The organism is Alkalicoccus daliensis (genome assembly GCF_900103955.1).
In the GTDB taxonomy this organism is placed as follows: domain Bacteria; phylum Bacillota; class Bacilli; order Bacillales; family Salisediminibacteriaceae; genus Alkalicoccus; species Alkalicoccus daliensis.
The window spans coordinates 41576-59437 of sequence record NZ_FNIL01000010.1 but is presented as its reverse complement, the minus strand read 5'-3'; the positions used below and the strand labels follow the sequence as shown (position 1 = coordinate 59437).

The window sequence follows — 17862 nt, the reverse complement described above, 5'->3', positions numbered from 1 at the left end:
GAAGCAGCGGAGCCGGTAGAAGAAGAAACTACTGAAGAAGTTGTTGAAGAAGAAGCAGCGGAGCCGGTAGAAGAAGAAACTACTGAAGAAGTTGTCGAAGAAGAAGAAGCAGAGCCAGTTCAAGCACAAACTTCTTCTAATGAAGTAGAAGGCGAAACAATTAACATGGAAGCAACTGCATACACTGCATATTGTGTTGGTTGTTCCGGAGTTACAGCGACAGGTATTGACCTTCGTGCAAACCCTAACCAGCTAGTAGTAGCAGTAGACCCTAATGTAATTCCACTAGGTTCAACTGTACACGTTGAAGGTTATGGCCAAGCTATCGCTGGTGATACAGGCGGAGCTATCCAGGGTAACAAAATCGACCTATTTATGCCTGAACGTGGCGATGCAGTAAACTTTGGCCGTCAAAATGTAAATGTAACAATTATTGATACACCTTAATAATGACTATATCAAGAACCTGGGCTTATGCTCAGGTTCTTTTTCCATTTTTCTCCTTTTTTATTTAGACTTTTTTTCAAATCCCATTTATGATGTAGATAGGTCACTTTCAATTAACTTAAAAAATCAATACGCTGTATAAGATTTAAGACTATCCTTACGTTACTGTTTATGATTTTTTTAAAAGGATCAATTTCGTCATACAGTCTTCCGAGCTTTTGCATCACCTTAAATATAAGTCTATAAATGTTTGAGAAGAAAAAAGTAATCTATATGATAGATACATGTTTATGATAGAGCATCAAATGAAATTTTTTTCTAATAAAATATTGATGCAGAAGAACTCCCTGAAGCATAAATAATGAAAACTATATCTATGCCAAATCGTTATTCAGAACCCGGCATTATGGGAGTTTATTGTCAGGAAAGTTGAAGAAGCGTCCTATAATAAAGCGTCTATCTAAAATATTGATTCGTTTGCTGGAATTACATATTTCTACTGGTAAGAATTAAGAAAACCTTGCCATTCAATTATTTATTTTACAATTCTTAAGGAGGATACATATGTCTACTTTTTATAAGGAAACAGTTAATTTCAATGACATGAATGAAGTAAAAGCTTTATACGAGGAATTATTAAACGAAAATATTGCTTCAGCTGCTCATTTAGAAGATTGGCTCGTAAAATACTCCAAAGTACAGGAGGAAATTGAAGAAGGGCTTTCGGGGCATTATATTGATTTTCAATGTTTCAGTGAATCTGAGAAAGCTAAAGAACAATTTGAATATGATCAGCAGCGTATAGAGCCACTGCGTAAAAATTACACTGCCAAGCTCGATAATAAATTTTTGTCTTCCCCTTTCATTAATGAATTAGATAAAAAAGAATACGGTCTTCTGATTAAAAGTAAAAGAAATGCACAAGAATTATTCAGAGAAGAAAATGTCCAATTGGAAATTGAAGAAGATAAACTGACAACAGCATATTTTGAAATTACCGGGAGCTTAACTGCAGATTGGGACGGTACAGAAATGTCATTAAGTGAGTTATCACCTTATTTGGAGTCTGAAGACCGCCACCTTCGGGAATCTGCAATGAAAAAAATGTTCACAGCTTTTGAAGAAAAGTCAGAGGATCTTCAACAGATCATGTCTGAGTTGATCTTATTACGGAATGAAAAAGCAAAAAACGCAGGACTGGAAAATTACCGTGATTATATGTTCAAAGAGTACGAACGCTTTGACTATACGCCCGGGGACTGCTATACGCTCGCACAAGCTGTGAAAAAGCACGTAACGCCACTGAAAGAAAGTATCCAGAAACTTCACAAAAAAGAACTTCAGGTAGAAGAGTATATGCCGTGGGACCGAAGAGGCACGCCGCCAGATAATAAATCATTGCAGCCTTTCCAATCAAGAAATGAATTAGTAGATAAATCAGCGATCATTTTTAATAATCTGGACAAGCGATTTGCAGAGCTGCTGGATACGATGGATAAGAAAGGAATGCTGGACCTGACTGCCCGAAAAGGTAAAGCCCCTGGAGGGTTCTGCACTTATCTCCCTGTTTCCGGCCTCTCATTTATTTTTATGAACGCTTCGCAGACTCATGATGATATGATTACACTTCTCCATGAAATGGGACACTGCATACACAATGACTTTACGCAGCACTTTAAAATTGCTGCTTACAAAAATACACCTATGGAATCTGCAGAATTAGCAAGTATGACGATGGAGTTATTAACGATGGATCAATGGGACCATTTTTACCCCGATAAAAATGCACTGGTTCAGGCAAAGCGCGATCAATTAAGAGGAATCGTGGATTTTCTGCCGCTTGGTATAATAATTGATCAATTTCAACATTGGATGTACGAAAATCCCACTCACAGTGCTGCAGAACGTCTTGCAAAATTTGCAGAGTTACAGCAGAGTTTTGATTCTTCTGTTGTTAACTGGGAAGGATTTGAGAGCTGGCAGGAACGTTCATGGCTGAGAATTCTTCATATTTTTGAAGTGCCTTTTTACTTTATTGAATATGTGATTGCACAGCTAGGGGCACTGCAGATATATAAAAACTACCTGAAGAATCCTGAAAAAACTTTGAAAAATTATACGGAAGCGTTAAAACTCGGTTCTTCCGTTCCTCTGTCGGAGGTTTATAAAACTGCAGGAATTCAATTTGATTTTTCAGAAGAAATGATTAAAGACCTGATGGAATTTGTGCAGGAGGAACTGAGCAAATTAGAGAGAGAATAAAAGATAGAGATACAAAGCGCAGTTCTTTGACTGCATCTTAAAATGGCAGCGCTCCTTTCAAATAGAAGAAGGAGCGCTGCTTTTTTAAAAATTAATTTTAGTATGGTCCTCTGATGTTATCATGCACCTGATTGTCGTAAAAACTCTTCAGCTTTTCCATTTCTTCTTTACTAAATTCCTTTGCCTCCTGCGTCTGCAAAAGATCCTGCACTTGCTCTTCTCTCTTAAATCCAGGGATGACTGCACTGACAGCTTCATGCTCTAAAATCCACTTCAACGCTGCTCTTGCCATGTTTCCTCTTCCCTCAGTAATCCACTCTAATTCTCTGCTTAAAGTTACGCCAGTATTGAATGGAAGACCTGCAAATGTTTCTCCGACATTAAATGCCTGGCCATCTGCGTTAAACCTGCGGTGATCATCTTCTTCAAAAATATGGTTTTCTTTGAATTTCCCAGTTAATAATCCGCTGGCTAAAGGAACTCTTGCCAAAATACCTACTTCTTTTTCCTGCGCAGCAGAAAATAATTCCCGGGCAGGTTTCTGACGAAAAATATTAAAAATTACCTGGAGAGTGCTGACATTTTTATTTTCCATTGCCAGCAGTCCTTCCTCTGCTGTCTCTACACTTACTCCGTAGTTGCGTATCTTTCCTTCCTGCTGTAGCTTATCGAGTACTTCAAATACATCACCATTTTTAATTATCTCTTTAGGAGGACAATGGATTTGATAGAGATCCATCTGCTCCCTGCCGAGCCGGCGAAGGGAAGCCTCCAGAAATTCTCTTACTTTTCCTTCGGAATATGTTTCAGGATCATGAATATCCCCGGCCCGGCAAAATTTACTCGCCACGTGAATTTCCTGCTCTTTCCCCTTGGTGGCTTTTGCCAGCAGTTCTTCTGCATGGCCATCTCCGTAAACATCTGCTGTGTCAAAAAAGTTTACTCCCTGGCTCATTGCATATTCCAGCCCTTTTAGAGCTTCTGTATCGTTCGTACTTCCCCATGCCCCTCCAATTGCCCACGTTCCAAAACTAAGTTCGCTTACCTTGAATCCTGTTTTACCTAAATCTCTATACTTCATTGAATGTCACTCCTCAAAATTTATTTACTTATCATATTTTCGGGCTTCTTTCTCTAATATCCTCTTTTCCAGTTTTTTAAAAGCTTGAATAAATTCTGCAGGATCTTCCTTCACGGGATAAGAATATACTCCTCTGCTTGAATGTACATACAGCAGTGAGTCTTCCCCGCTCATTTCTCTATGGGACATATCAAAAATAATTTCTGTAGGAAACTCTCTTCTATGCGTAACAAGCCTATCTTCGTAAAGGTAAAGCATACGTTCATATTCTACATTTCGTTGATCAATACTGCTTACTTCCCTTTCCACCTTATAATAAGGATGGGATGCTATCAGATTCATCTAAAACCCTCCTTCCATTTAATACTGTCTATCTCTATCCTAACTACTTTACTAACTTAAAATCAATTTTATACTCTTTCGTATTTCTAAATTCTGCTACAATAGATATTGTCGTATTTATACAAAAAGGAAGTGACTGGGAATGAAAAACCATACAAAAAGCGGAGGTATTTTTTACGGATGGTATATTGTAGCAATCGGAGCTTTAAGTCTTTTTTTCTCCGGTCCCGGTCAGACATATTCAAACTCTGTATTTATAGATCAGTATATATCTGATTTCGGATGGGAGCGTTCTCTTGTTTCCGGTATATACTCTGGCGCTACATTAGCTGCCGGTTTTCTGCTTTTTATCATCGGCACAGGTATAGACAGATTCGGACAACGTAATATGTCGCTGCTTGTAAGTATTTTGCTTGCTGGAGCCTGCATTTGGAACAGTTATGTAATAAGTCCCTGGATGTTGTTTGTAGGTTTTTTTCTGATTCGTCTTCTCGGCCAGGGTTCAATGACCCTTCTGCCGAATACTTTAATTCCTCAATGGTTTATAAAACAGCGTGGGCGCGCCTTCAGCTTTATGATGCTCGGAGGCTTTGCAAGTTCTACATTATTTCCCCCGTTAAATGCCTGGTTAATTACTGAATATGGGTGGGAAACAACCTGGCGCATATTAGGTATAAGCATATTGGTTATTTTTGTGCCGCTTGTTTATTTTTTTATGAGAAATAAACCGGAAGATATTGGGCTTCTGCCGGACGATGCTGGTAATAACAAAAAAATTGAAAGCAATGAAGTACATAAAGAAGATATTTCCTGGACTTTAAAGGAAGCAAAAAGCACACGCCAATTCTGGCTTCTCCTTCTATGTGTTGGAATTCCTTCAATGATTAATACAGGACTTACCTTTCACTTAGTGTCCATCGCATCAACATCCGGTCTCGGGATTGGTACGGCAGCTTTCATTTTAAGTTTAATGGCAGTTGTCGGGTTTCCTATCACACTCCTTGCTGGATTTCTGCTTGAGAAATTTAAAGTGAACTATATGTTTGCGCTTGTATTTGCAGGCCAATTTATTTTTATCACCATTTTGTATTTTACAAACTCTTTTACTCTTGCCGTAATATTTGGGCTTATCTGGGGGTTTACAGGAGGGCTGGAGAAAATCTGTATTTCAGTTATTTTTCCCGATTATTTTGGGAGAGCACATATAGGAAGTATTAAAAGTATTGCAAGCACGGTTATGGTTGCTGGATCTGCATTTGGTCCACTCCCTTTTGGTATTGCCTTTGATTACTTTGGGGGCTATGAGGAGATCCTGCTAATTTCGCTCCTCTTTCCTGTTTTAGGGGTTCTCGCATGTTTTTTCTCGCCAAAACCAGTAAAACAAACATTGTAAGCTAATATTAGCGGTGAACGTTACTATATTGTTATACTGTAGCTGTAAGGCATATTAAAGAAAGGGTGTTATATCTTATGGATTTGTTTACTATTCCTGATTCTGATGATCCTGGCATGGGATATGCATATTTGGCAATGACCCTTGTTTTTATAGCTGCTTCCTTCAGCGTACACCGCTTTAAAAAGGCAAACAAAAAGAAAGCTGCCAGAGAAGAACCTGAAATTTACGAAATGTATGAGACAAAAGAAGAACATGAACAAAAGCAAAATAAAGATATTTAATTTCTGTTAAAGGAGTAATCGCTGCTATGACTGAGCCATTTTCTTTAAATAAAAATCAACTTTTGCTTCAGCGCTGGGAAAATCATATTCCAGGTCTGCGCGCTGGGTTTACTACTCGGACGGGAGGTACCAGCGAACCTCCGTTTCATTCAAATAACATGGGACTTCATGTAAACGACAGTCCGGACGCTGTAATTGCTAATCGTGAAGAGCTTGCAGAACAACTCGGATTTCCACTTTCTTCCTGGGTCGCTGCTGAGCAGACGCATGAAGATCAAATTGTGAAAGTTACAGCCCCTCTTGCTGGAAGCGGTGCACGTTCCTTTGAAGACACCATTAAACGCACAGATGGATTTTATACGAAAGAAAAAAATCTGCTTCTAACGCTGGCTTTTGCTGATTGTGTGCCTATTTATTTTCTGAATGAAGAAAAGGGCTTAATTGGCGTCGCTCATGCTGGATGGCAGGGTACAGTTAAAAATATCAGCGGCAAGATGGTAAAACTATGGGAGGAAATGGAGGGTGTACACCCTGGCACTGTGTTCGCTGCGATTGGACCTTCTATTGATAAATGCTGTTACGTAGTTGATGAGAAAGTAATTACAGCCTTGGAAGAGGTTCTTCCCAACCATAAACCTTATGAAGAATTATCTCCAAATCAATATGCGCTTCAACTGAAAGAAGCAAATCTGCATCTGCTTATTAATGAAGGTGTCCCGCCGGAAAATATCCTCGTATCTGATTACTGTACAAGCTGTGAAGAAGAATTGTTTTTTTCGCACCGCCGTGATCAGGGAAAAACTGGCCGGATGATCAGTTTTATAGGACAAAAATAAAAAACATGCTGTCAGTTAAAAAGTGACAGCATGTTTTTATTAACGAAACACACTAATATATTTGCTCGTAAGCTTCGTAATATTACTCTCGAACAGTTTTTTCCTCCAGTATTGATCGGCAAGCTGCTTCACGATTTCGGTGCGTGCCGGATAAGGATGCACAATGGAAGAGAGCTCACGGATTTTCTGGCCATTGGTTTTCATCATTACTAATATCTGCATCCAGTCGGAGGCATTCGCGCCTATCCCGTGCGCACCCAGTATAAAACCCTTTTTATCAAGAATAACTTTCACAAATGAGGTGTCATCCTGTTCTGCAATCATTCGGTCAGCTTTACTGGCTCTAATCACCGTGTAGTCCTCACCAAGCTTTGTTTTCGCCTCTTCCTCCGTGATGCCAAGATGAAAAATTTCCGGCTGCGTGTAAAACGCCCAGGGAAGGTTTTCATAATTCATTTTTCTCTTTAGTCCAAAAACCGCATTTGAAACTGCAATTTTCCCTTCCTCTCCAGCTCCATGGGTAAAAGGAAACTGCCCATTCACGTCACCAATGGCATAAATATGAGATACAGAAGACTGCAGCCTGTCATTTACCACTACCGCTCCCTCTTCGTCCAATTCCACACCGGCGCGGTCCAGCTGCAGTTTTTCAGTATTAGGCTTTCTTCCCACTGCAAGAAATAAAGCATCAATACCTACCCGCTTTTCCTGTTCGCCTTCTATAACAGCAGTTATCTCCCCTTGATTGTTTTCTAATTTATTTACCCGTGCACCTAAATGTATCGTTAATTCTTTTTCCATTTCCTTCTGCATCTTTTCAGCTATTTCCTTATCTTCTTTTTTAAATAACATGTCGGAATGATCAACTACTGTAATTTCCGAACCAAGCCTGGAAAGTGCCTGCGCCATTTCCATTCCGATCGCTCCACCGCCGACCATTACTATTCGTTCTGGCAGATGCTCCATATAAAATAGTGACTCGTTAGTGATAACTTTCACTTGCTCTATATTCTCGATCGGTGGAATAACAGGACTTGAGCCGGTAGCAATTACTATTCGCTTGCCTTTAATTGTTTTTCCGCTGGAAAGTCTTAAATGATGTTCATCCAGAAACACTGCTCTTGCATGATGAACATCAACTCCTAAATTTTGAAAACGACTGGTACTGTCATGTTCCTGAATAGTATCAACTGCAGATTGAATTTGATTTCTTATTACCGACCAGTCAGTCACTCCTTTTACTTCTAAACCATGTTTCATGCCGTTCTTTCTTACTTCATGAATTTCTTTTGCAGCAGCTATTAATGCTTTGGAAGGAACACAGCCATAATGCAGACAGTCTCCACCTAATCCGCTTTTTTGTTCAATTAGTGCTACTTTCGCTCCAAATTGAGCAGCTCCTGCAGCCACTGTCAGTCCGCCGGAACCTCCGCCGATTACAATCACGTCATAATTATTCATCTCGTTTCAGACCCCTTCTTTTACTAACTGTTTTATTTAATATTTTATTTTTGAATAGATATGGCAGAATGCTTATCAGTACGAAGAGCACCGCTGAAATAAAAAGAAGATTCCCATCTCCTTCAACCAACCCTGCGCCGAGAAAACTATATGCAGATGCCCCAGGTATAATTCCAAACAGTGTTCCAAAAAAGAATGGTTTTAATTTAATTCTTGAAATGCCTGCAAGATAGCTCACCATGTCAAAATTAAAAACCGGGATCAGTCTAATGAATAAAACATAAACAAAACCATTCATTTCGAGCTGCTGCTGAAGATTTTTTCCGCGCCCGCTCCATTCTTTGCCGGATAAATTTTTGCCCAGCTTTTGAGCAGCGAGGAAAGACAGAACAGCTCCAAACGTTGCCCCTGTAATAATAAGCAAGGTACCGAGGAGCGCTCCAAATAAAAGACCTCCTGCTAACGATAATATAGACGCGGGGAATAATATAAATGGCCTTAGCGCATATATAACAATGTATAGTACAGGAGAAAACCAGCCCGCTGCGTTTATAAAATTTCTTATTTCCTCTGCACTGAGATCTATATATTTATAATTTACCCATAATAGAAGGAGAACCACACATAATATTGGTAATATTTTTATAATCGTTTGTTTCGAAAAGCTCACAGCCTCTCCCCTCCTTATTTTTATTCTACCTGTTTTTAAAAATCTGATAAGTGATTCAGCTTACAAAAAGAGAAACACCAGCTATTTTTCAACATTAAAAAACTTGAGACGAAAGGAAGTATAAGTAAAAACAGATTTGAAAAAAGCGAGTAACGAACTAATTGAAAGCGCTTTATAAATATTTACAAATAGTCTGAATTTTATATATATTACTTGCGCCCCAGCAGTGTAAGCGATTTCTTTTAGTTAGATTGTTTTGAAATGTTAGAATTTTTAACAAATAGCTGTTGACGATGCTATCTAAGGAGAGTAAGATAAGGCTCAACATCAACTTTTATCGCAACGGTTCAAGTTGAATCTTCATTAGAAAGGAGCGGACAGTTATGAGCAGTCAGTGGATCTATCTTGACAGTAAGTTTGTTCGAAAAGAACAAGCAATGGTATCTGTTTTTGACCACGGATTTTTATATGGCGACGGTGTTTTCGAAGGCATCAGAGCATATAGTGGCAACATCTTCAAACTTACAGAGCATTTAAACAGGCTGTATGAATCAGCACAGTCAATAATGCTTGCTATTCCATACACTAAGGAGGAGATGGAACAGATTATTGTCGAGACAATCCGTAAAAATGAACTTGAGACTGCTTATATTAGAGTCGTTGTCTCCAGAGGTCCTGGAAACCTCGGACTGGATCCGGCCAGCTGTTCCCGCCCGAATGTCATTGTGATAGCCGAAGAATTAGCTCTCTTCCCTAAAGAACTTTATCAGCGGGGTCTGCGGATGGGCTCTGTTGCCAGCCGCCGAAACCGCCCGGATGTTTTAAGTCCACAGGTAAAGTCCCTGAATTATTTAAATAATATTTTAGTCAAGCTGGAAGCAAATCAGGCAGGTGTGGATGAAGCATTAATGCTGAATGATCAAGGCTATGTCACAGAAGGTTCAGCTGATAATATTTTCATAGTAAAAAACGGAAAAATTCTAACGCCGCCCGTTTACCTCGGAGCGTTGGAAGGAATTACGAGAAATGCAATTATTGATTTAGCTCACCAGCATGGTTATTCTATAAGTGAAGCACCTTTTACCCGCCATGATGTTTATACGGCAGATGAAGTTTTCCTGACCGGTACAGCAGTTGAAGTTATTGCTGTAGTAGATGTAGACGGCCGTACTATTGCAGATGGAACACCAGGCAGCGTAACAAATCATTTATTAGCAGAGTATAGAAATGTTGTACAGACAGATGGAGTGCAGTGTTATCCTTCTCATAAAGTAAGTGCAGTTTAAAACTAAATATTGAAATCGATGATAGGAATAAAGGTTTAAGGTACTGATATCACAGAGAGCCGGGGATGGTGGAAGCCCGGAATATCAACTTAATCCGACATCGTCCTTGAGTGCTTTACTGAATTCAGCAGTAGGTAAAGCCAGGTGCTCTAGTCACCTGTTATCAAAAGAAGCCGTTTATACAGCTTCATAAGTCAATATCCGCGAGGGTATTGTGAATCCGGGTGGTACCGTGAAAAGAAAGGCTTTTCTCCCCGCTTCGTCGCTATGTCTATTTAGACGTATGCACGTGTGGGGAGAAAAGTCTTTTTTATTGTTCTAAAATCTTAGGAGGGATTTAGATTATGAAACTTCAAGCAGAAACGAAAACAAAGTCTCAGCCAGTTACGAAAACCGGTGCAGATATTTTAATAGAATCATTGGTAGAACAGCAGGTAGATACAATCTTTGGTTATCCAGGAGGCGCAGTGCTGCCGATCTACGACGCATTGTACCGTTCAGATGCTGAATTCCAGCATATCTTAACAAGACATGAACAAGGAGCCATTCATGCTGCTGAAGGCTACGCAAGAGTTCGCCGAAAAGCCGGGGTAGTTCTTGCAACATCCGGACCCGGTGCAACTAACCTTGTTACCGGCATCGCTGACGCAATGATGGACTCCCTTCCTCTTGTAGTACTGACAGGGCAGGTTGCTACGACAGTTACTGGTACAGACGCATTCCAGGAAGCAGATATTATGGGAATCACAACGCCGATAACCAAGCATAATTATCAAATTCAGTCCGCTTATGAAATACCAAAAATCATTAAAGAAGCTTTCCATATTGCTTCTACAGGCCGTCCAGGGCCGGTTGTTGTTGATATACCAAAAGATATTTCAGCAAATCCTTGCTTTGAAACAGATCAGTCGCCTTTCCATCTGCCGGGTTATCAGCCGACTTTTAATCCTAACCCGCTGCAGATCAAGAAACTTTCCGAGGCTGTAAAGCAGGCGAAAAAGCCGCTTATCCTTACAGGAGCAGGAGTGCTTCACGGTGCAGGTTCTGAAACACTGCTTGAAATTGTGGAAGAGTTTAAGATTCCAGTTACCTCTACCCTGCTTGGACTTGGAGCATTTCCTGGAGATCACGAACTGTTTCTCGGAATGGCGGGCATGCACGGAACCTACACTTCCAATATGGCTATCACCGACTGTGACCTTCTTATCAACGTAGGCGCCCGCTTTGATGACAGATTGACAGGAAACCTGGAACACTTTGCAAAAAATGCAGTTGTCGCTCATATCGACATCGATCCAGCAGAAATCGGAAAGAATGTGCATACGCATATCCCAATCGTGTCTGATGCAGGAGCTGCATTGAAAGAATGGAAACGACAGATGAAGGAAGGTCCGCAGGATCATTCCGCCTGGCTGGAAGAGCTTCACTATAATAAGCAGGCTTATCCGCTCTGGTTCAACAGTCCGAAGGAAGAAATGGTAGCACAGTGGGCAATTAAAACAATCCATGATGTTACAAAAGGTGATCCAATTGTAACGACTGACGTAGGACAGCATCAAATGTGGGCAGCGCAGTATTTTCAGTTCCGCAAGCCTGACAGATGGGTTACTTCCGGAGGACTTGGAACAATGGGTTTCGGCTTCCCTGCTGCGATCGGCTGTCAGCTTGCTAAACCCGAAGAAAGAGTTATTGCGCTTGTGGGTGACGGCGGTTTCCAAATGACACTGCAGGAACTATCTGTCCTTCAGGAACGAAATCTCCCGGTGAAAATTGTTATTTTAAACAATCAGGCACTTGGCATGGTGCGCCAGTGGCAGGAAGAGTTTTATGAAGAGCGTTATTCAGAGTCGCTTGTTGCCTGCCAGCCCGATTTTGTAAAACTTGCAGAAGCTTACAGTATCAAAGGGGTAAAAATTGAATCGAAAGCTGATTTTGAAAATCAAATCGGCGAACTAATGAGCAGCGACGAACCTGTACTGGTCGATGCCAGAGTAATTCAGCAGGAGAACGTCTTCCCTATGGTGCCGCCAGGCAGAGGAATCAATGATATGGTAGGAGTGAAGCCAAAATGAAAAGAATAATCACTCTCGTAGTACAAAACAGAAGTGGAGTGCTGAATCGTATTACAGGATTAATGCAGAAACGCCAATTTAATATTGAAAGTATTTCTGTAGGAAGAACAGAGAAAGAAGGCATTTCAAAAATGACTTTTGTGGTGGATGTGGAAGATCACCGCAAATTGGAACAGTTAACAAAACAGCTTCACAAACAAATTGATGTCCTGAAGATTACAGATCTTTCAGATAAAGCAATTGTAGCAAGAGAATTAGCTCTCATTAAAATAGTCAGCAATGCTTCTGTCAGAAATGAAGTCCAAGGCATTATAGAACCATTCCGGGCTGCTGTCATCGATGTCAGCAAAGATAGTCTATCTGTTCAAGTGACAGGCAAGTCCGAAAAGATTGAAGCTCTGATTGAGCTGCTCAGGCCCTATGGTATTAAGGATATTGCCAGAACAGGTCTGACTGCTTTTTCCAGAGGACAGCAGCCTCAGGCTGCAGAACTCACGCAGTATTCATTACTCAAGTAAACCAAAAACTAATTAACGGAGAGGATTGAGCATTATGACAAAAGTACTTTACAACCACAATATCGAGGAAGCTGTTTTACAGGAGAAGAAAATTGCAGTTATCGGATACGGATCACAGGGCCATGCCCACGCGCTTAACTTGAAAGAGAGCGGCTTTGATGTAGTGGTTGGACTTCGTAAAGGTAAATCCTGGGACCAGGCAGTAGAAGATGGAGTGCAGGTAGAAACAGTAGCAGAGGCAGTTAAGCAGGCAGATGTAGTGATGATTCTGCTTCCTGATGAGTATCAGCCGGCAATTTATAAAGAACACATTGAGCCGAACCTCGAAGCAGGAAACGCATTAGTATTTGCGCACGGTTTCAACATCCATTTCAGCCAGATCGTACCACCTTCAGATGTGGATGTTTTCTTAATCGCTCCTAAAGGCCCTGGACACCTTGTCCGCAGAACTTTTGAAGAAGGAGCAGGTGTTCCAGCACTTTACGGTATTTACCAGGACGCTACAGGCAATGCGAAAGATATCGCTCTTGCTTATGCAAAAGGTATCGGAGGCGGACGTGCAGGTGTACTTGAAACTACCTTCCAGGAAGAAACAGAAACAGATCTTTTCGGAGAGCAGGCAGTTCTGTGCGGCGGAGTTACAAGCTTAATCAAAGCAGGATTTGAAACATTAACGGAAGCAGGCTATCAGCCGGAAGTAGCATACTTTGAGTGCATGCACGAAATGAAGCTTATTGTCGATCTTCTTTATGAAGGCGGCCTGGAGAAAATGCGCGATTCGATTTCTGACACTGCGAAATGGGGAGACTTTGTCTCAGGTCCGCGCGTTGTAGATGCTGATACAAAAGCACGCATGAAAGATATTCTTTCAGACATTCAAAATGGTACATTTGCTCATGGATGGATCTTGGAAAACCAGGCAAACCGTCCACAGTTTAACGCGATCAATGCACGCGAAAATAAACACCAGATCGAGGAGGTAGGCCGTAACCTTCGTGAGTTGATGCCTTTTGTTAATCAATCACAAAAGAAAAAGGATGTGGTCCCGAATGGCTCACGTTAAAATATTCGATACAACGCTGAGAGACGGCGAACAGTCTCCCGGCGTAAACTTAAACCGCCCGGAAAAGCTGGAAATTGCAAAGCAGCTGGAACGTTTAGGAGTCGATGTGATGGAGGCAGGATTTCCTGCTTCCTCACAGGGCGACTTTGAAAGTGTAAGAGAAATAGCCAATACTATTCGCAATGTCTCTGTAACAGGACTTGCTAGAGCTGTTAAATCAGACATTGATACAGCGTGGGAAGCGTTAAAGGGTGGTGCAGATCCCCGGCTGCACGTATTTATAGCTACCTCCCCTATTCATATGGAATATAAGTTGAAAAAAACTCCTGATGAAGTAGTGGCAAAAGCTGTGGAAATGGTGAAATACGCAAAGCAGCGTTTCTCAAAAATTGAATGGTCTGCTGAAGATGCTTCCAGATCAGACCTGAAATTTTTAGCCCGTATTATTGAAGAAGTGATTGATGCAGGGGCTACTGTAATAAACCTTCCTGATACTGTCGGATATACTACTCCCTACGAATACGGGAAAATGTTCGAATACATTAAACAGAATGTTCCGAATATTGAAAAAGTAGATCTTTCCGCGCACTGTCATGACGATCTCGGAATGGCTGTAGCAAATTCCATCGCTGCCGTAGAAAATGGCGCTACACAAGTGGAGGGAACGATTAACGGCATTGGTGAACGAGCCGGTAATGCGGCGCTGGAAGAACTTGCAGTAGCATTGAAAATACGCCAGGATTTTTATCCTTACGAAACAAACCTTGTGCTGAAAGAAATTAAAAGATCAAGTGATCTTATCAGCAAACTGACAGGAATGCAGGTCCCCCGCAACAAAGCTGTTGTTGGTCAGAATGCCTTTGCACATGAATCTGGCATTCATCAGGATGGTGTTTTAAAACACGCACAGACTTATGAAATCATCACTCCTGAAATGGTCGGGGTGAAATCTAATTCTCTGGTTATGGGTAAACACTCAGGCAAGCATGCTTTCAAAGATAAACTTAAGCAGCTGGGCTACGAGCTTTCAGAAGAAAAAATCTTTGAAGCTTTCACTGAATTTAAAAAATTAACGGACAGTAAAAAAGAAGTAACGGATGACGATTTGTTTACGATTCTCACAGAAATTCAGACAATGACAGCAGACGTTAAAAAATATCAGCTGCACGGGTTCCAGGTGGAGTATGGAAAAGAAGAACATCCTATTGCTACGGTACAGTTAAAGAAACCTGATGAAACAGCAATCGAAAGTTCGGCTGGTGGTCAAGGAGCTGTAGAAGCTCTTTTTAACACTTTGGATAAGATGATTGAAGAAGACGTGCATATTACAGACTTTAACCTAAGTTCAATTGGCAGCGGCCGGGATGCACTGGCGCAGTCAAATGTAAAACTGACAGTAAATGGAACAGAATTCAGCGGTAGAGGCTCCTCACAGGATGTGCTCGAAGCTGCTGTAAAAGCTTTTCTAAATGCAGTGAACCGCGGGTTTTACCAGCAGTCTCCAGTGAACGCACAGGATGCGAGCCCTACTTATTAAGGCTTGCCTCCTCCCTGCCGCTGATTTAAAAAATTTGAGGAGGATCTCTCATGAAAAAGCATATTGTACTACTACCCGGAGATGGGATCGGAACAGAAGTAACATCGGCGGCAAAAACTGTTTTAGCTGCAGTTGCTGAAGAATTTGACCATACTTTTACTTTTGAATCCAAGGACATTGGTGGAATCGCTATCGACAATCACGGCACGCCCCTTCCACAGGATACAACAGAAGCCTGTAAAAATGCGGATGCCGTACTTTTGGGAGCAGTTGGAGGACCAAAATGGGATAATAATCCTTCCCACCTCCGACCAGAGAAAGGACTGCTGGGAATCAGAAAGGAATTGAACCTGTTTGCAAACCTTCGTCCTGTTCGAGGCTTTTCTAATTTACTGCACGCTTCTCCCCTGAAGCGAGAAGTTGTCGAAGACAGTGATCTTCTAATTGTCCGTGAACTGACCGGCGGCCTGTATTTCGGAACACCGAGCGAACGCCGCAATAACGGCCAGTCAGTAGTAGATACACTTGCGTATGAGAGATCAGAAATCGAAAGAATTGTACGCCGGGCATTTGAAGCTGCCATGGTGCGAAATAAACACGTAACTTCTGTAGATAAAGCAAATGTATTAGAATCAAGTAAAATGTGGCGTGAAGTCGTAGAAGAAATAAAGCAGGAATATCCGGAAGTCGTTACAGAACATATGCTCGTAGATGCTGCGGCAATGAAGCTGATTACTTCTCCAACACAATTTGATGTGATTGTTACAGAAAATATGTTTGGAGATATTCTATCCGACGAAGCTTCTGTTTTAACCGGTTCTCTTGGAATGCTTCCTTCAGCAAGTTTAAATGAAAAAGCATTTGGTTTATATGAACCCGTACACGGATCTGCCCCGGATATTGCCGGCCAGGGAAAAGCAAACCCGCTTGCTACAATTTTATCCGCAGCTATGATGCTGCGCCATTCTTTCTCAATGGATGTAGAAGCTCAGAGAATTGAATCTGCGGTGAAGCAGGCTTTGGATCTTGGCTTCCATACGCCAGACTTAGATATTCAGGATGGACATGAAGTAAATACGGAAAAAATGACAGAGGTTGTTATCGACTTATTAAAAACTGATACTACTACCAGCAGTATCATGAGCTGCTACGTGTAAAATTAGGAGGTTTTAATCATGGGTGACCCGCAAACTATTGTAGAAAAAATATGGAACAAACACATTGTGCATCAGGAAGAAAACAAGCCGGACTTGTTATATATTGATCTGCACCTCGTCCATGAAGTTACTTCTCCCCAGGCATTTGAAGGGCTTCGTATGAAAGGACGGACGGTACGCAGCCCGGAAAGAACTTTTGCTACGATGGATCATAACGTGCCGACTATTGCCAGGCATTTTATCAGCGATCCAGTTTCCCGGAAGCAGATGGAAACTTTATATGAAAACTGCCAGGAATTTAATATTCCTTTAACGGATATTCATCATCCGGATCAGGGAATCGTGCACGTCATCGGTCCGGAACTTGGGCTTACACAGCCGGGCAAAACAATCGTCTGCGGTGACAGCCATACTTCTACACACGGTGCTTTTGGAGCACTTGCCTTTGGCATCGGTACAAGTGAAGTGGAACATGTGCTTGCTACACAGTCTATATGGCAGGCAAAACCTAAAACAATGAATGTGAAGGTAAACGGTACCCTAGCCCCCTCTATAACCGCAAAGGACTTAATTTTAGCTATTATTGGTAAGTTTGGGGTCCGATTCGGCACCGGTCATGTTCTTGAGTATACAGGAGAAGCCATTCGCGGGCTTTCTATGGAAGAAAGAATGACTATATGCAATATGTCCATTGAGGCTGGAGCAAGAGCTGGTCTTATCAGTCCGGATGATACGACAATCGAATATATCCGCGGCAGAAGACACGCACCGCAGGGGGAAGAATTTGAGAAAGCAGCAGCTTCGTGGAAGGCTCTTGCTACAGATCCTGACGCTGTTTATGATGCTGCTGTAGAAATCGATGCTTCTGAAGTTGAACCTCAGGTTACCTGGGGGATTAATCCTGGTATGTGTCTGCCTGTAAGTGGTAACGTCCCATCCCCTGACTCTGCTAAAACGGGAGCAGAAAGAGAAGAAATAGAACGTGCCCTGGAATATATGGGCTTAGAAGCAAATCAGCCAATTTCTTCGGTACCTATTCAGCATGTATTTATCGGTTCATGTACAAACTCCCGCCTGAGTGATCTGGAGCGGGCAGCAAAAATAATTGAAGGTAAAACCGTACATGAAGGTGTCCGGGCAATGGTTGTTCCCGGCTCCCAGTCCGTAAAAAGTGCTGCTGAAGAAAAAGGACTGGATAAAATTTTTACCGCGGCTGGTTTTGAATGGAGAGATGCGGGATGCAGCATGTGTCTTGCAATGAACGATGATATTGTTCCTCCTGGAGAAAGATGCGCTTCCACCTCTAACCGTAATTTTGAAGGCCGACAAGGAAATGGTGCCCGTACACACCTTGTAGCTCCGGAAATGGCTGCTGCTGCTGCTGTGGAAGGACACTTTGTAGATGTCCGCAGCTTTTTTACAAGTGCGGTATAAATGTAGAAAGGAGTTTTAA

The 17862-nt window shown here is 41.6% G+C and carries 16 protein-coding genes; 12 read left to right on the top strand and 4 right to left on the bottom strand.

The genetic code is table 11. The annotated features are described in order from the left end of the window. Together BLP92_RS13905 and BLP92_RS13900 are read left to right on the top strand one after the other, a co-directional pair. The coding region (locus BLP92_RS13905) for a 3D domain-containing protein (protein WP_175444302.1) at positions 1-447 on the top strand (447 nt) is incomplete at its 5' end. A gap of 564 nt (positions 448-1011) precedes the next feature. Continuing rightward, entirely contained in the window at positions 1012-2709 is a 1698-nt protein-coding gene (locus tag BLP92_RS13900; protein WP_090843561.1) for a M3 family oligoendopeptidase, read from the top strand. A gap of 97 nt (positions 2710-2806) precedes the next feature. Here BLP92_RS13900 and BLP92_RS13895 read toward each other — a convergent pair whose 3' ends face one another. Then, entirely contained in the window at positions 2807-3790 is a 984-nt protein-coding gene (locus BLP92_RS13895) for an aldo/keto reductase (RefSeq protein ID WP_090843560.1), read from the bottom strand. Between the two features lie 24 nt (positions 3791-3814). After that, positions 3815-4132, bottom strand: coding sequence for a hypothetical protein (locus BLP92_RS13890; RefSeq protein WP_090843559.1), 318 nt, complete (start codon positions 4130-4132; stop codon positions 3815-3817). Positions 4133-4274: 142 nt separating this feature from the next. On the opposite strand from BLP92_RS13890, the gene BLP92_RS13885 reads away from it, so the two are divergent. The 3 genes from BLP92_RS13885 to pgeF all read left to right on the top strand — a co-directional run bounded on the left by BLP92_RS13885 (position 4275) and on the right by pgeF (position 6645). Beyond that, positions 4275-5525, top strand: a complete 1251-nt coding sequence (locus BLP92_RS13885) for an MFS transporter (protein ID WP_090843558.1) — start codon at positions 4275-4277, stop codon at positions 5523-5525. A 77-nt stretch (positions 5526-5602) separates the two neighbouring features. After that, on the top strand, positions 5603-5809 hold the full coding sequence (locus tag BLP92_RS13880; RefSeq protein ID WP_090843557.1) for a hypothetical protein: 207 nt from the start codon (positions 5603-5605) through the stop codon (positions 5807-5809). Positions 5810-5835: 26 nt separating this feature from the next. Then, entirely contained in the window at positions 5836-6645 is an 810-nt protein-coding gene (pgeF, locus tag BLP92_RS13875; protein WP_090843556.1) for a peptidoglycan editing factor PgeF, read from the top strand. Positions 6646-6684: 39 nt separating this feature from the next. On the opposite strand, the gene BLP92_RS13870 is transcribed toward pgeF, so the two are convergent. Both BLP92_RS13870 and BLP92_RS13865 read right to left on the bottom strand, forming a co-directional pair. Continuing rightward, positions 6685-8106, bottom strand: coding sequence for a dihydrolipoyl dehydrogenase family protein (locus BLP92_RS13870; protein ID WP_090843555.1), 1422 nt, complete (start codon positions 8104-8106; stop codon positions 6685-6687). Further along, positions 8099-8776, bottom strand: a complete 678-nt coding sequence (locus BLP92_RS13865; RefSeq protein WP_175444301.1) for a TVP38/TMEM64 family protein — start codon at positions 8774-8776, stop codon at positions 8099-8101. Before BLP92_RS13865 ends, BLP92_RS13870 begins: the two co-directional genes overlap by 8 nt. 383 nt (positions 8777-9159) lie before the next feature. Here BLP92_RS13865 and ilvE point away from each other — a divergent pair, with 383 nt between their 5' ends. The 7 genes from ilvE to leuC all read left to right on the top strand — a co-directional run bounded on the left by ilvE (position 9160) and on the right by leuC (position 17843). Continuing rightward, positions 9160-10062, top strand: coding sequence for a branched-chain-amino-acid transaminase (gene ilvE, locus BLP92_RS13860; protein ID WP_090843553.1), 903 nt, complete (start codon positions 9160-9162; stop codon positions 10060-10062). 344 nt (positions 10063-10406) lie between these two features. Further along, positions 10407-12134: a biosynthetic-type acetolactate synthase large subunit gene (gene ilvB / locus BLP92_RS13855; RefSeq protein WP_090843552.1), complete on the top strand. Its 1728-nt coding sequence runs from the start codon at positions 10407-10409 to the stop codon at positions 12132-12134. Next, entirely contained in the window at positions 12131-12652 is a 522-nt protein-coding gene (gene ilvN / locus BLP92_RS13850; protein WP_090843551.1) for an acetolactate synthase small subunit, read from the top strand. Before ilvB ends, ilvN begins: the two co-directional genes overlap by 4 nt. A 34-nt stretch (positions 12653-12686) precedes the next feature. Then, a complete protein-coding gene (gene ilvC, locus BLP92_RS13845) occupies positions 12687-13715 on the top strand; it encodes a ketol-acid reductoisomerase (RefSeq protein ID WP_090843550.1) in 1029 nt (342 codons plus the stop codon). After that, entirely contained in the window at positions 13702-15252 is a 1551-nt protein-coding gene (locus BLP92_RS13840) for a 2-isopropylmalate synthase (RefSeq protein ID WP_090843549.1), read from the top strand. The genes ilvC and BLP92_RS13840 overlap by 14 nt, the downstream gene beginning before the upstream one ends. Positions 15253-15302: 50 nt before the next feature. Beyond that, entirely contained in the window at positions 15303-16409 is a 1107-nt protein-coding gene (leuB, locus tag BLP92_RS13835) for a 3-isopropylmalate dehydrogenase (RefSeq protein ID WP_090843548.1), read from the top strand. A gap of 18 nt (positions 16410-16427) precedes the next feature. Continuing rightward, positions 16428-17843: a 3-isopropylmalate dehydratase large subunit gene (gene leuC / locus BLP92_RS13830; RefSeq protein WP_090843547.1), complete on the top strand. Its 1416-nt coding sequence runs from the start codon at positions 16428-16430 to the stop codon at positions 17841-17843. The last annotated feature ends 19 nt before the right edge of the window (positions 17844-17862 follow it).